General features: G+C 50.0%; 9 protein-coding genes. 8 read left to right on the top strand and 1 reads right to left on the bottom strand.

The window, feature by feature from the left end:
- Window positions 1-335: 335 nt before the first annotated feature.
- Window positions 336-608, bottom strand: coding sequence for a hypothetical protein (locus QUA45_RS13685; RefSeq protein WP_333097412.1), 273 nt, complete (start codon window positions 606-608; stop codon window positions 336-338).
- 359 nt (window positions 609-967) lie between these two features.
- Here QUA45_RS13685 and QUA45_RS13680 point away from each other — a divergent pair, with 359 nt between their 5' ends.
- From QUA45_RS13680 to QUA45_RS13645, 8 genes are all read left to right on the top strand, one after another.
- The gene (locus tag QUA45_RS13680) at window positions 968-2,206 is read left to right on the top strand and encodes a response regulator (protein ID WP_333066407.1); all 1,239 of its coding nucleotides are present in this window, start codon (window positions 968-970) and stop codon (window positions 2,204-2,206) included.
- 330 nt (window positions 2,207-2,536) lie between these two features.
- Window positions 2,537-3,637: a transposase gene (locus tag QUA45_RS13675; RefSeq protein ID WP_333221089.1), complete on the top strand. Its 1,101-nt coding sequence runs from the start codon at window positions 2,537-2,539 to the stop codon at window positions 3,635-3,637.
- Between the two features lie 256 nt (window positions 3,638-3,893).
- Window positions 3,894-4,427 (top strand): chemotaxis protein CheW, encoded by a 534-nt coding sequence (locus tag QUA45_RS13670; RefSeq protein ID WP_190661936.1) that lies wholly within the window; start codon window positions 3,894-3,896, stop codon window positions 4,425-4,427.
- Window positions 4,428-4,574: 147 nt separating this feature from the next.
- On the top strand, window positions 4,575-7,670 hold the full coding sequence (locus QUA45_RS13665) for a methyl-accepting chemotaxis protein (RefSeq protein WP_333221087.1): 3,096 nt from the start codon (window positions 4,575-4,577) through the stop codon (window positions 7,668-7,670).
- A 57-nt stretch (window positions 7,671-7,727) separates the two neighbouring features.
- Window positions 7,728-8,630: an HNH endonuclease gene (locus QUA45_RS13660; RefSeq protein WP_333221085.1), complete on the top strand. Its 903-nt coding sequence runs from the start codon at window positions 7,728-7,730 to the stop codon at window positions 8,628-8,630.
- Window positions 8,631-8,681: 51 nt separating this feature from the next.
- Complete coding sequence (locus QUA45_RS13655; RefSeq protein WP_445305311.1) at window positions 8,682-13,997, top strand: response regulator; 5,316 nt, start codon at window positions 8,682-8,684, stop codon at window positions 13,995-13,997.
- A gap of 150 nt (window positions 13,998-14,147) precedes the next feature.
- Entirely contained in the window at window positions 14,148-14,273 is a 126-nt protein-coding gene (locus QUA45_RS13650) for a hypothetical protein (RefSeq protein WP_333221082.1), read from the top strand.
- On the top strand, window positions 14,263-15,167 hold a 905-nt coding region (locus QUA45_RS13645), incomplete at its 3' end, for a pentapeptide repeat-containing protein (protein ID WP_333221080.1). The genes QUA45_RS13650 and QUA45_RS13645, both read left to right, overlap by 11 nt.

Raw genomic sequence — 15,167 nt, 5'->3', positions numbered from 1 at the left:
TCTAGGATATTTCAATGGGTTGAAAGTTATTCTTACTCTGGCGAATCGCTCTCTGCCAATTATACCACTCTGGTTTTAGCAACACAATCGTTTCACGAGACTTAAAAGTCACGAGACTTAAAAGTCCCTACCGACCGATCCCCAGGTCTAACTCCCCATGTCGTTAGCCTAGGGCTTGCCTCTGGCGTTTCGATCCAAAACTTTGTATTGATTTTACAACTCTTTCGTTATGGGTCGATCGCGTTCGAAGCCGTTGCAGCCCCCAAGCTGGGGCCTTGCTCCGGCGGACTAGGGATTTGAACCGCGCTGCCTTAGAATAAGGTAATGACGCGAGCCTACGACGCTCGCCGCGGGCGAGCAAAAAGGTCGATCGGCACTGAGGGTTTTCCTGACAATTGCCAACAAAGGTTCATTTTGACAGCACCTAATTTTAGGGCTGTGGCAAACCCAAAAAAACCTCGATCGCAACTCATCCAACCCAACAGACTAGCCTCAAGTTCCCATTGGGGCTTGATTGGCACTTGCTGCTGGAGCAGCGGTAAAACCAGAGAATCCTCGGTATTTTGAAGTTGCCCTACGCCAAGATGTGTTGGATAAACTGACGGCATACTCAGCCAAAAACTTCAAAACTTTGGCTATCGAAGACTTGAACCAGTCGGGAATGCCAGCGTTGCACACTCGAAGAACCCGTGCCATCGTGCGATATGGATTCTACGAGTTTAGGCAATAGTGGGAATACTAAGGTGAAACTCTACACTTAGAGAATGCCGCGAGTTTCGCGGTTTCAGCTTGTGGACTGGTAGCTCGACCGAGGAGCAGCAGCAAGTATCGCCCTTTCGTCAATTCCCAATTGTGAGATTGGCATCAGCGCGTAAATTATTGACGGAAACTAAAGTCAATCTTTTCGCCAGCACACAGTCTTTCCGAGCTCAGACGCCAACGGTTTTAAGGAGGACACTTTAGCTGCATGCAGGGAAATTTGAGTGAAATAGACATCCGCAGCATCCTGCAATTGATTGAGTTAGGTCAGCGAACCGGAGAACTGTTCGTAGAGGCCTACACCTCCACCGGCAGCAGCACGGGTACTCAACCTACCTCGCGCTCTCTTGCAGGACAATCCTGGTATGTCTTCTGCTTCAACGGTCAGATTATTTACGCTACCCAGAGTGCGGGCAGTTTGTTTCGCTTGCGCGACTACCTGCGCCGCTACAAAGCAGATACCGCCCTCGACAAAATCCAAGTTCCCTATATGGCATCTACCAATGCCCCAGAATACGGCTACCTATGGGCCCTGCTAGAAAACCACATCCTCACCCCAGCTCAAGGCCGCAACATCATCCAGAGCATGATCCACGAAACCCTATTTGACTTGCTGAGTCTCCACCAGGGTTCCTTCACTTTTGAAATGGGCCCAGCTTTGGCTCCTCAACTGACCAGCTTAGAAATTAGCTCGCTGCTGGCCAAGATTGTCAAACAGGTGCAGCAGTGGAAGCAGTTTCACCCTCACATTCAGTCGCCCAACCAATGCCCGGTGATTTCAGACCCCTCCGAGCTGCGAGTCGCGCTTCCTGTCAATACCTTTAATACTCTCAGACGCTGGGCCGACGGGCACACTTCGATCCGCCAAATGGCGCGCTACCTCAACCGAGACGTACTCACTGTCGCTAAGGCGATTTACCCCTTTGTGCAGCAGGGATTAGTGCAAGTATTTTACGAACCCTCTGTTGCCCCGGCCAACAATAAAAAAGAATGGTCGTCCCCAGAAACCAAAGTTCCGAGAGTTGTCTGTATTGACGACGACAATACTATTCGCAAAACAGTTGAGTCAATTTTAAATGAACACGGTTACGAAGCTACTACGATCGGCAATCCCCTCCAAGCATTGAGTTTGGTGTTTCAACTCAAACCAGATTTAATTCTGTGTGACATCGCCATGCCGGAACTCGACGGGTACGAAATTTGCGCTATGCTGCGTAGTTCTAGCGCTTTCCGGCAGACGCCGATCGTGATGCTGACGGGTATCGACGGATTTATCGATCGCGTTAAAGCCCGCATGGCCGGAGCTACAGACTTTTACACCAAACCTTTTGGTGAAAGCGAATTATTGATGCTGGTAGAAAAATATGTGGGTCCGGGCTACCCTCGGCTCAATCTCTCGGAAAAATTATTAGACCGCTCGCTAGAAGACCAATTAGAAGAAAAATAAATTTCGCACCCATGCCCAGATGGGAGCTTTTTTGTACCTGCGGTTAGATAGAGTCTCGGCCGCCACAAAGAGAAAGCTGGGGGTACTATTGGCGATCGCACCATAAACTAGAATGTATTAATCCGCGCGCTGGCATAAGGGCGTCGGTAAAACTCTGTTCAATTTCTAGGCCAAAGTGGGTCTAACACGCTCAAAGTGCAAATATAATATACTTGTTCTCCACTTGCAGCCGCTCCGAAAAACTGATGCACAGAGTTAGACTAAATGGCCAAATAGTTTTCTAAACTTGTCTATAATTGAGCAAAACCGCAACTCTAGGTAAGCTTAACTATGTTTGCCGTCAAACGAGCGCTAAAATTGAATAACAACGAAGCGACCTTGATGGCAAAACACGCAGGATTTAGGCGGGTCGTCTTCAATTTCTGGTTAAGCTTGCGGACTCAAATGTATAGTGAGGGCAAGCTTTCGGACTCGATGGCGATCGACGAAGTTAAAAAAGTTCTCACCAACCACGTCAAGAAACAGCCTGAATTTGCTTGGATGAACCAGTTGTCTAGCCGCGTCTACCAAAACGCATTAATTGACTTGAAAGATGCGTTTAGTCGATATCGTTCTGAGAAAGCAGGTCATCCGAAGTTTGCCAGTCGCCGAAACGGTCAATCTTTGAGGGTGGATTCATCCAATGGGAAAGTTCTACTAAGTGCTGGCAACACAATTAAGATTCCTATCTTGGGAACGTGTCGTCTTCACGAGCCACTAGAATGCGGTTACGTGTCTCAAACTTTTACTATCTCAAAAGAAGGAAGTCGCTGGTTTATTTCATTCTGTGTTGATGCAGAACGTTTACCAGTTCAACAGCCCAAAAGCTCTGTAGGAATCGATGTAGGTATTAAATCTTTTGCCATGCTGTCAAACCAGCAAGTTTTTGACGCACCAAAACCGTTGAAGCAAGCGAAAACCAAACTTGCAACTTTACAACGTCAAGCTTCAAGACAGGTAAAAGGTTCCAATAACCAGCGTAAAACTTACAACAAAATCAGGCGACTTCACGCGCAAATAGCTTGTATTCGTAAAGATTTCCTGCACAAGTTAACAACTTACTTAGCCCTGAATTTCAAGCTCATCAAAATACAAGACTTGAATATAAAAGGCATGATGGCAAATCACAGGCTGGCGGGGGCGATATCCGACCTGGGCTTTTACGAGTTCAAGCGTCAACTCGATTACAAATGCCTTATGTATGGAGCGAATTTAGTGCTGGTAGACCAATGGTTTCCTAGTTCTAAAACTTGCTCGAATTGTGGCAGCAAAAAAGATATGCCACTGGGTTTTGGGACTTATGATTGTCCTGCTTGTGGTAGATCTATAGATCGCGATTTCAATGCCAGCGTTAATATTTTGAACTGGGAACCCTCGGCGGTCGGGGGATAGCCTAGTGATCTTGGGATAGCCGACTACCCAACAGCGTAGGAAGTAAACTCGGATGCTCTAAAGATGGCTTTAGATAAGTTTAGGTAAGTTTTACAAAGTGGCAAATTTATTGCCAAGGACCTCCGGCCGTCGCGCCATTCACCCCTTGGCTGTGTCAAGCTTGGCTGTGTCAAGTTTCGACCATCGAAGTTTCGATCGGGTTATTCTTGGCGGGAAACCTCAACAATTTGCTAGAAATGCAGGTGTCAGAATTATGATTAGCGGTAGCCCAGACTTTATATTACCAGGACTAGGCGTAGATCCGGCTCCGGAATTCCAAGAACTAGAAACTCCCGAAGGCGAGCTGCACCTGCGGTTCTACGTTCCTTCGGGGAACGAGTTCGCACTGCCAGCGACAGGGATTAGAGAGGTACTATCCCCTTCCCCAGACCGCATGACACCGATCCCCAACGTTTCCTCTTTGCTTTTAGGTACGCTAAATATGAGAGGACGAGTAATTTGGGTGGCAGACCTCGGCCAATTTCTGGGAGATCAAACACCTCTGAACACAGATAGACCCGAAATCCCGATCGTAGCTGTGGAAGACCAAGACACGATTTTGGGGCTGGCAGTCGATCGAATTGTGGGGATGGACTGGCTCGACGTAGAGCAACTGCACTCTCAGAACAATGCACCAGACGGCATGATTCCATTTCTGAGGGGAGAATGGATGTTAGGTGCACAAGCTCAGAAAGTGCTCCGACTGCTAGATCAAGTGAAAATTCTGCGCTCGGCGCGGTGGGCAGCGTGAAATCGATTTTAGATTTGCGATTTGCGATTTTCGATTGGGGTCTAACCATCAACAGTCACACAACTTGAGGCGCGCATCTAAACATTCAATTCAAGATAAAAATCTAAAATCTAAAATCTCAAATCTAAAATCCAAAGAGGGCGGCAAATGGCAACAAGTACCAACTTTCAGCAGGACTACCAACGGGCAGAAGCGGCCTACATGGATGGCAATTATTCAGAAGCCGCAGCCCTAGTTTATCAATTAGTAGAAGATTTTCCCGAAGACCCCAGCGCTCGCCTGCTGTGCGGACACATTTACTGCTACGGACTGCAACAGTATGAGGTGGCGCGGGAACAGTACACGGTTGTGCTAGGCCTGAGTGACGACCCGAGTTTGGTGGAACACGCTCACAACGGAATTACCTACACAGACCAATTCTTATCTGGAGAACTGCAAACGGAAAATTTCGAGGCTTTGTCTGCTGAAACTGAATTAGAATTCTACCCAGACTTATCTCTTGATGAAGGGTTAGAAGACCCGGATTTGGGACTTTTCCAAGGAAATTCACAATCCCTTTCCTATACAAGTCAATCCCCAGACGACATGGAAAACGAGGACTTGGCCGACTTAGGCATGAGTGGCTTGGGGTGGGAAGCAGAAGATGACGATCGCGCAGGCTCAGTCCCAGATTTAGCCTCACATTCTAACCCGTTTGGTGGCGACAGCGGCGGAATGGCAGCTTATGCTGAGACCTCCGACTCGCTAGACGACATAGACGAGTTTGCCGACTCGGGCTTTGGAGACCCTTTTGCCTTAGATGATGGAGGGTTTGATGCTGCTGAGGTGTCTAGCAGCAAAGCGTCTGGGAAAAGCCCACCTTACTCAGGAGATTCGTTTTCCGAAGCTCCGACTCAGATGCTCAACGGTCAAAGTTTTGCCTCTTCAGAAACCGGGAATTCCTTCGACTCAAACCAACTAGACTCCCCCATCGATCCCTCGGACAATTTTGGCGAACCTTTTGCTGGGCTCGATTTGCCGGACGAATTCGACGATAACTCCGACTACGACTACCAATCCCCGCCCCAGAGCGGCCAAAATTACGGTCATAACGCACCTCTGGCAGAAGAGGAAGACCCGTTTGCCGAGGCGATGCCCTCGTCGGGTTTTGGGTCTTCTCGACCTCAAAACAAACAGCCGAATAACGGTTCGGACTACTCGTCAAACTATTCGCTGGCGGAAGACGAAACGCTGTTGATGGGAGGTGCTGTCCCCAACTCTCAAAGTCAAAGGTCGAGCCGGGGACAGTTTAATTCAGTCGATCCAGCATCCGCCAACAGCAACGGTTACAGCGACTCGGAACCCCCGGCATTTAGCTCTAGAGACAACTTCGAGTTAGATGCTTTTGAAGACGACGCTTTTAGCGATTCTTTCTCTTTCGACGAAAACGAACAAGCGACAGCTTTCGGCGCGTCCGACAAGAACAACAGTGGCTGGTCGTCAAAAGCAGGGAACGGTCAAGAACACAGCGACTTTTTAGACGAATTTGACGAGTTTGACGATTTGGGCAATTTGCCGGACTTTGATATCTCAGAAGATGCCACGAGTTCGATCCTGACTAGAGGTAACACCAATTTCGGCAACTCGACCAGCGGAATGATGGGGACGACCGGCAGCAGCCTGGACTTTGACAACAGCGATGGCTCAGCAATTCGGGATGACGAAATATTTAGCATAAGCGGCCCGGCTGATGCGTCTGTGCCGACTTTTTCTCCCACCGAAACAGAAGCGCTCGATACTTCGGTAACGGTAGAACAGGGGGGACTGGCTTTCTTGGAAAATGCCCCTTTGTTTACAAAACAGTTGTACACGGCAATCGGGGCGGGACTGGTTTCTCTGGTAGCTGTGGCTTTCGTCACCAACATTGCCTCCTATCAAGCTCTGCGGCAAGACAAACCGGAGGCGATCGTTTACCTGCGCCAAACAGGCTGGGTAATGACCGCAGCCGCAGGCTTTACCAGCTTTTTAACTTCTTGGGGCATCGGCCAGTTGATCGCCAAGCAGGTACGCAAGTCCTCGGATAATTTGCAAGCTCAGTTCGATGCCGTATCTCAAGGAACTTTGGATGCTCGCGCTACGGTTTACTCGGAAGATGAATTTGGCAAAATGGCTGCTAAATTCAACCACATGGCGAAGGTCATCCAAACCACGATTAGCGATACCAGGCGCAAGTCTGACGAGCAGGAACAGGCAAAAGAAGACTTGCAGCGCCAAGTGATTCGCTTGCTAGACGACGTGGAAGGAGCTGCCCGGGGCGACTTGACGGTGACTGCGGAAGTGACCGCAGACGTTTTGGGTGCTGTGGCTGACTCGTTTAACTTGACAATTCAAAATCTGCGCGAAATTGTCCATCAGGTGAAGCAGGCGGCTCGGGAGGTCAGCAAAGGCGCTACAGATAGTGCTAAGTTTGCGGGCGATTTGTCTTCCGACGCGCTGCGGCAAGCTGAGGAACTGGCGGCAACGCTCAATTCGGTGCAAGTCCTCACCGACGCGATTCAGCGGGTCGCAGAGAGCGCTAGAGAGGCGGAAGAAGTGGCCAGGGGCGCGGCGGCAACGGCTCTGAAAGGGGGCGAAGCTGTGGAGCGGACGGTGGCCGGGATTTTAGAAATCCGAGAGACGGTAGCAGAAACCACTAGAAAAGTCAAGCGGTTGGCGGAAGCTTCTCAAGAAATTTCTAAGATTGTGGCTTTAATTGCGACGATCGCCTCCCGGACGAACTTGTTGGCCCTCAACGCCAGTATTGAGGCGGCGAGAGCTGGGGAAGCGGGCAGGGGTTTTGCGATCGTGGCAGACGAGGTGCGACAATTGGCAGACCGATCGGCTAAGTCTTTGAAAGAAATCGAACAGATAGTGATGCAAATTCAAAGCGAAACCGGCGCGGTAATGACGGCGATGGAAGAAGGGACGCAGCAGGTTATTGAGGGGACAAAATTGGCAGAACAGGCGAAGCGATCGCTTGAAGATATTATTCAAGTAACTAACCGAATTGACGTGTTAGTGCGATCGATTACTGCCGACACTGTAGAGCAAAACGAAACAGCTCGCGCGGTCGCCAGTGTGATGCAGGCTGTCGAATTAACTGCTCAAGAAACGTCCCAAGAAGCGCAGCGAGTTTCTGGTGCTTTGCAAAATTTGGTGGGCGTTGCTCGCGACCTTTTGACATCGGTAGAAAGATTCCGAGTAGAAACAGCAGAAAGACAATAATCAATTGTCTAATGCTTGTTTTGCGGCATGATTTACAATTACCTTTGTGTGGCAAGAATGGCATACAAAAAGCAACCTCGCAGTCTTAAAACCGCTGCGGGGCTGCTAATTCAACACCTAAAGGAAGTAGGAGTTGCACAGATGGACGACAACATAGTAGAAGTAATTCCTGGCATATTTGGTGAGATTCAGCCGACGGGCTGTATTATCTGTACCATCTCAAAAAACACCAGGGGCTATGCCACCAAAAGACTTCTGATTAACGGTGAAGGGAAAACGTTTACTGTCCACCGTTTAGTATTAAAAAATGTTTTAGGTCGTCCGATTAGAGCGGAATACTTTGCTTGCCACACTTGCGATGTCCGCAACTGCATCAATCCCAACCATTTATGGGAAGGTTCTAGACTTAAAAATTCTCAAGATAGGTTTAAGAAAGGACGGATTAAAGATGTAGGAAGTACATCGGCTCCTCAACCTCAAAAACAAGTGCGAGGGATAGAAATAATTCCCGGCATTCGGGCTGAAATACAGCCGAATGGCTGCATGATTTGTACGTTGGCTAAAAGAAGTGATGGTTACTCGGTGAAAACTATTAAGATTAACGGGAAAAATCAAAGTTTCTATCCCCACAGACTTGTACTGGAACACAAACTGGGAAGACCTGTAAAACCCGGTTATTTTGCGTGCCACAGTTGCGACGATCGCGGTTGTATCAATCCCGACCATTTGTGGGAAGGAACCCCCGCCGATAACTCCCGCGATGCTATAGAAAAAAACCGCTTTCCTTTCGTTCCAGGCAAGATATGTCCTAACCGCAAACTCAAACCAGAACAAGTGCAGCAGATTCGCTATCTTTTAAGTGAGGGCATATCGAAAGCAAAAATAGCCAGGACATTTGCCATATCTCGCAGTCAGATTATTCTCTTGGCAAGGGGCGAGATATACAGAGAGCTTCTCTAGAACTACTAACATAGACCCAATACAATAACGCTTAAAATCAGGAATAAAACTATGCTACCGGAGCAACAACAGAGGATAATGGGCTACTTTATTGAGGAGGCCAAAGACCACCTCAATACGATCGAACAAGGGTTGCTGAATCTGCAAACCACGATCGAAGACCCAGAACTGGTCAACGAAGTATTTAGGGCCGCTCACTCTGTCAAAGGAGGAGCAGCAATGCTGGGGCTGACGAGCATTCAGCAAACAGCTCACCGACTAGAAGATAGTTTTAAAGTTTTAAAAGAGTGCAGCGTTAAAGTAGACCAACAGCTAGAGTCCCTGTTTCTGCGAATTTTTGACACCTTGCAAGGGCTGTTAGAGCAACTGTCAGGGCCATTTGGACTGACAGAAGAATTGGGAGAACAGATGGTTCGAGAATTAGAACCAGTATTTGAAGAGCTTAACGGGCACTTGGGGGGACTCGTTGGACACGGAGAACACCATGCAGACGAGAGCTACGCGATGTCAGTACCCGAACCAGTTATGGCGGGGATGGGAGTCGGGGCGTTTGCCTCATCAAGGAGTATTCCGGATTCGCGGTCAGTTTACGCACCTGATGCCAGAGCAACAGAAGACAGCGCGCTGCAGCTAGTATTTGACTCAGACGTGCCGGCGAGGATGCGGGAACTCCTGCAAGAGTTCAAACAGCCCGAGGGGCCAGAAAGCAGGCGACAACTCAAGAATATTTGTCGGAATTTGCTCAGGGCAGGGGAAGAATTTGAACTGCCCTGCTGGATAGAATTGATCAAAACTGTATCAAAGGCGATCGCCAACCCAGAAAATAGCTACCGTACCTTAGCCCCAACGGTAATCAAAGACATCAAACAAGCGCAAGAACTGGTAATTTCGGGTCTAGAATCCTCGATCGCACCAAGCGCAAAACTTCTGGCGCTGCAGCCGGCTGTTTTGGTTCCAGAAACGGATTTTGAAGATTTGCTGGCCTTCGCTCAACCGAGTAAATCCGGGACAAATGTGGTTTCGGTTGAGGATGAGGCGTGGGATCTGGTGGGATCGGGCGATGCCGCGGATGGATTGAACAAGTTGCTGCCGACTATTTCTGGGCTGAGTATAGACGAGCTGTTCGACCAACTCGACAGTGGCGACAGCAACGAAGACAGTGGCATTCGATCCGTCCAGTTCGACGAGGATTCCGCCTTCGCAGACTCGGATATGGAGACGGGTGCTTTTAGAGGCTCGACCCGCACTGGCCCGGAAGTGGGCGCGGCAGAACTCAACACTTTAGCTGACTTGTTTGACGGCGAGTCCCCGGAACTCGACGGCGCTTGGGAAGAAGAAGAAGACCTCGACTACGCACAGTCTTCTGGGATATCGGCGGCGGGAATGCTGGGGTCAGACGATGATGACAATTCCGGCGATTTTACTGATTTGTTGTTTGACGAATACGATGCGGAAACTTCCGAAACGAACACAAAGCCTCCGATTGATGACCTGACGAGTTTGTTTGGGGAGGATTTGCTGTTTGGAGAAGAGGCAGAGGGATCGGCAGTAGCTGCAGGTCAGAAAAATGGCGGTTCGAGCCAGCGGTTAACTCGCAAACAACTTAAAACGGGTAACGGTAAGGGGGGTTTGGAGCGGCGAGAGGACACGGTTGCCCCTGGCAGGGGACAAGCGGAGGAAGATGCTCTCGGTACGCTTTTGGACGAAGTGGCTGCCCAAACTTCTGCTGGTGGTACGGACAATGCTGATTTCGATAACTTGTTCGGCGATTTAGGCTTATCTGAGGCAACGGGTGTGCCAACAGTCTCTTCGGAGTACTCCCTGAAATCGGAGGGTTTCGACGCAGGATCGAAGGAGCCTGCAGCAGGGGGGGGCAATAATGATTCAGCGGATGCCGAAGCGTCTGCTCTCCCTGAAATGGATGATTTCGACTTGTTCTCTGAGGTTGGCGAGGACTCGGATTTGAGCGAGCTGTTGGGGATTACTTCTAATTTCCTTTCTTCAGAAGACGAAGGTGGGGAGAACGGGGGCGATCGAGATCAAGCTGCGGGCATCCCACAAAATGAGGAAATGGGCAACGTTCTTAACATGACATCAAATTCTGATTTAGATATCTCTGCGGATGAAAACTGGCTAGAAGATGCTTTCGGCCTGGAAGACGAGTCTGTGCAATCGCTCAACCTGGAGCTGGACGATACGGATTTAGATGCGCTGTTTGGGGATATGACCTCGGGTTCGATTTCTGAGGATGAACAGACTGTGCGGGATCGGCAAGGAGCGGCTACTTCCCGAGAAGCGGCGGATTTGGCTGAGCTGTTCGGTTCTGTACCTACGGGTACCGAGTATGACGGAGAAGCTTCGGGGCAAGCCCGCGGGGGTTGGCCCAATGATGGGGATTCAGAATTGCTGAGTGCGGATGTGGGAGTTGATGAGGGCGACTTGGGGAGTTTGTTCGAGAACAATGGTGCGGCTGTTTCCGACCGAGGCTTGGCAAATTCAGCAGAGGTTGAACTTGGGGCTTTGTCCGACGATCGTCCTGAGTCGGAAATTTCAAGTGTCGAGTCTGATGAGGGCGCAGTTTTCGACTTTTTGGAGGATATGTTTGCCGAAGGCATGGTGCAGCAGCCAGATGCTGTAGCGGCGCCAGATGAGGGCGCGGCTCATGACGAGGAAGAATTGTCTGCCCAGCCTCCCGAAGGTTTGTTCGACGAGGTGGGTGCGGATTTGTTCGATCGAGCCGAAACAGATGGCGCCGGGGAGTCGGAGGGCGAAGATGATTTGTTTGATGCCCTGGAAACGGATTTTTTAAGTGCCGATTTAGAGCCGCTGCCTGCCGAATCTCTTGATGGTATGTTTGATGGCGATGCTGACTTGCTCTCGGCGATGGAAAACGGGGCTACTCTCAACAGCGAAGAGTTGGAGGGTTTTGATGATTTGTTGGATTCGATCGATGCTGAGGTTCTGGTGACTTCGGAACTGACGACGGGCTTTTGGGACGCTGAGGACGAATCGGGCGAGGCCGATTCCTCGGAGTTGGAAGAAGGGTCGCTGGCAGACTTTTTTGCCGAGGGCGAATCAGGCGATGAGGATGCCGAAGGCAATTTTGACGATTTAGAAGCACTGTTAATTGCAGGGGGTGCTGGAGCTGTCATAGCAGCTTCTGGGAGCACAAATCAGAGTCCGGTAAATACAGAAGTTTTCTCGGATCTCGAAGAGCTCCTCAGCGAGAGCGCAACTATGCCGGAAATTCCTGCACCGGCGACAACTGCCAGTAAAGCTCCGCGCGCTGCTGCCGATGAGAGCGACGACGAATTTGGCGATTTGGAAAAACTGCTCGAAGATCCCAAGGACAGCGGCCGCCAAGGGGAAGGCAATATGGGGCCGTCGGCGATCAACAGACCCAGGCGCAATATGCGCGCGGGCGGGTTCGGCGACCAAACGATGCGGGTGCCGATCAAGCAACTGGATAACCTCAGCAATTTGATGGGGGAACTGGTGGTAAACCGCAACAGTTTGGAGCAAGACCAAGAACGGATGCGGCAGTTTTTGGACAATTTGCTGCACCAGGTGGCCCTGCTGAGCGATGTGAGCCAGCGGACTCAGGATTTCTACGAGCGGAGTCTTTTGGAGATTGCTTTGCTGGCAAACCGTCAGGGACACCGATCGGCCTGGCGCTCTGAGGATTCGGCCCACACGCGGGAAAGTGCCTGGAGACCAGAGGAAATGGACAGGTTTACTCCTTTCCACAGTTTGGCTCAGGAGATTATCGAGCTGATCGTGCGGGTGCGGGAGTCGGCGGCGGACATTGAGTTTTTGGTGGATGAGGCGGATCAGGTGACTCGCCAACTGCGGCAAGTCACGACTCAACTGCAAGAAGGTTTGACTCGCGCCCGGATGAAGCCGTTTGCGGAGACGACGGACAGGCTGTTCCGGGCGGTGCGGGAAATTGCGATTAAGTGCGGCAAGCAGGCTCAGTTGCAGGTTGAGGGTAAGGAAATTTTGATCGACAAGATGATTGTGGATCAGCTTTATGACCCGATGACTCATTTGGTGAACAATGCCATTACTCACGGGATCGAACCGCCGGAGGTGCGTCTGGCGGCTGGGAAGCCTGCTGTCGGCAGGATTACGATTCGCGCTTTCCACCAAGGAAACCAAACCGTGGTTTCGGTTTCTGACGACGGGGCGGGAATTGACCCGCAAAGGGTGAAGGCGAAGGCGATTAAGCAGGGTATGCTGACTGCGGCTCAGGCTCAGAGGATGTCTCGCTCGGAAGTTTACGATTTGCTGTTTATGCCCGGTTTCAGCACTCAGGAACAGGCGACGGAGTACGCCGGCCGGGGGGTCGGTATGAATGTGGTGCAGACTTCCTTGCAGGAGATTCGCGGTACTGTGTCGATCGATTCAACCATCGGCAAGGGGACTGTGTTTACCATCCGTTTACCTCTGGTGTTGAGCATTTCTAAGGCTCTGACTTGCATTAGCGATCGCGCTCGCATTGCTTTCCCGATGGATGGGGTGGAGGATATGATCGATGTGCCTCGCGATCAGGTGACGACGGGGGCGGACGGTTTGCCTTGCATTGAGTGGCGGGGTCAAAGCTTGCCGTTCCGGCCGCTGCGGGATTTGCTGGCTTACAGCCGCCATTTGGGTCGGGGCAGTGTTTACGGGTTTAATACTGACGATGACATGATTTCGGTGATCGTGCTGCGGTCTGCTGGCAATTTCTTGGCGGTGCAGGTGGATCAGGTTTCGACGGAACAGGAAATTGTGATCAAACCGTTGGAGGGGCCGGTGCCGAAGCCGATCGGGATTGCGGGTGCTACGGTGCTCGGAGACGGTCGGATCGTGGCCATTGCGGACGTTCTGGAACTGATCGATTTGGCTACCGGAAGGCTGCGGAAGGACACTGGCGGTACGCTTTGGGATGAGAGCGAGAAGGCTACTAAGGAGGCGGAAATCGAGAAGACTGAGCCGACTGTGCTGATTGTGGATGACTCAATTACGGTGCGATCGCTGTTGTCGATTACTTTTGAGAAGTCTGGCTATCGTGTGGAAGAAGCTCGCGACGGTAAGGAAGCTTGGGAAAAGATGAAATCTGGTCTGCCTTGCGATATCGTTTTCTGCGATATTGAGATGCCGAGAATGGATGGTTTGGAACTACTTTCTCGGATGCAGAAGGATGCGGTTTTGTGTGAATTGCCGATCGCGATGCTAACTTCTCGCGGTGCTGACAGACACCGCCAAATGGCTTACAGTTTGGGCGCGAAAGGCTATTTCACTAAGCCTTATTTGGAGGAGCAATTGCTTGATGCTGCTTCTCGGATGTTGAAAGGTGAGGTTGTTGGTGCTCCGGTTGGTGTGTAATGTGTTTATCTGGGTTTCTCTGCGGTTGAAAAATGCGAATTTGTTAACCGCAGATGAAAATGGATTAACGCGGATTAACGCAGATAATGTCTAATTTATCTGCGTTAATCTGTGTTTATCTGCCTATATCTGCGGTTGCAAAAAGGGAATTTGTTAACCGCAGATGAAGATGGATTGACGCAGATTAACGCAGATTTAGATCGCGCTTTCGGTTTTGGTGGTAGGCTGGGAAAGTGGGGTGTAGCGAAAGGGCGATCGGTGATTTATGGATGCTGAAGAACTTTTAGAAGAATACGCTAAAGGCGAACGGAATTTTAAGTCGGCTATGCTCAGAGGTGTAGACCTCAAAGGTGCAGACTTGAGTGGGATAGATTTAAGCTCTGCAAACTTGACAGCAGCAGAGTTGAATGAGGCGAACCTAACCGGAGCAACGCTTAATAGTACAAACCTCACCAAGGCATCTCTGACAGGTGCAACTTTGAAGGGGTTAGTAGCAGCTTCTTCTGCAAATTTCACTGATGCAGATTTGTGCGGTGCTGACTTCAGTAAGGCTAATTTAAATTATGCTAATTTTAGTAATGCCAACTTGAAGGAAGCAAACTTAAGTGATGCCCAACTAACTGGTGCAAACTTCACTGAAGCATCCTTGATTGAAGTGTGTTTGAGTAGAGCTAAACTTAACAGTGCAAACCTGACTCAAGCAAACTTGACTGAAGCAGACTTAAGTCGGGCAGATATAACTGCCTTAACAATCAAAGATACTAATCTTCAGGGAGCAAAGCTGCGCGGTGTGAATTTGTCTAAATATGACTTGTCTGGTATCAATCTAGCAGAAGCAGATTTAGCTGGAGCCGAATTGATACAAGTAAATCTAAGAAACGCTTGTTTGCGGGGTGCAAATTTAGAGAGAACAGGTCTTCAAAGAGCTAATTTGATGCGAGCAAATCTGGAGAAAGCCAAGCTTAAAAGAGCAGATTTGACTGAAGCACAGACTTATGGTATGAACATCAAGGATGCAGACTTCACTGCTACCATCATGCCCGATGGAGAATTTTACAAACCGGAAATTTATCAACAAGAATCCCAAAAAGTGACATCTATGACGCGCAAAATTATTCGTACTGACAAAGCACCGGCACCCGTGGGCCCTTACAATCAAGCGATCGCCGC

The organism is Microcoleus sp. Pol12A5, from assembly GCF_036701435.1.
Lineage (GTDB): Bacteria > Cyanobacteriota > Cyanobacteriia > Cyanobacteriales > Microcoleaceae > Microcoleus.
This window is presented reverse-complemented; position numbering and strand designations above follow the sequence as displayed.

Excerpts from the sequence above, each read along its gene's own strand:
- QUA45_RS13665 (WP_333221087.1), top strand. The coding sequence starts at position 4,575 with ATGGCAACAAGTACCAACTTTCAGCAGGACTACCAACGGGCAGAAGCG.
- QUA45_RS13660 (WP_333221085.1), top strand. The coding sequence starts at position 7,728 with ATGGCATACAAAAAGCAACCTCGCAGTCTTAAAACCGCTGCGGGGCTG.
- QUA45_RS13675 (WP_333221089.1), top strand. The coding sequence starts at position 2,537 with ATGTTTGCCGTCAAACGAGCGCTAAAATTGAATAACAACGAAGCGACC.
- QUA45_RS13685 (WP_333097412.1), bottom strand. The coding sequence starts at position 608 with ATGCCGTCAGTTTATCCAACACATCTTGGCGTAGGGCAACTTCAAAAT.
- QUA45_RS13680 (WP_333066407.1), top strand. The coding sequence starts at position 968 with ATGCAGGGAAATTTGAGTGAAATAGACATCCGCAGCATCCTGCAATTG.
- QUA45_RS13655 (WP_445305311.1), top strand. The coding sequence starts at position 8,682 with ATGCTACCGGAGCAACAACAGAGGATAATGGGCTACTTTATTGAGGAG.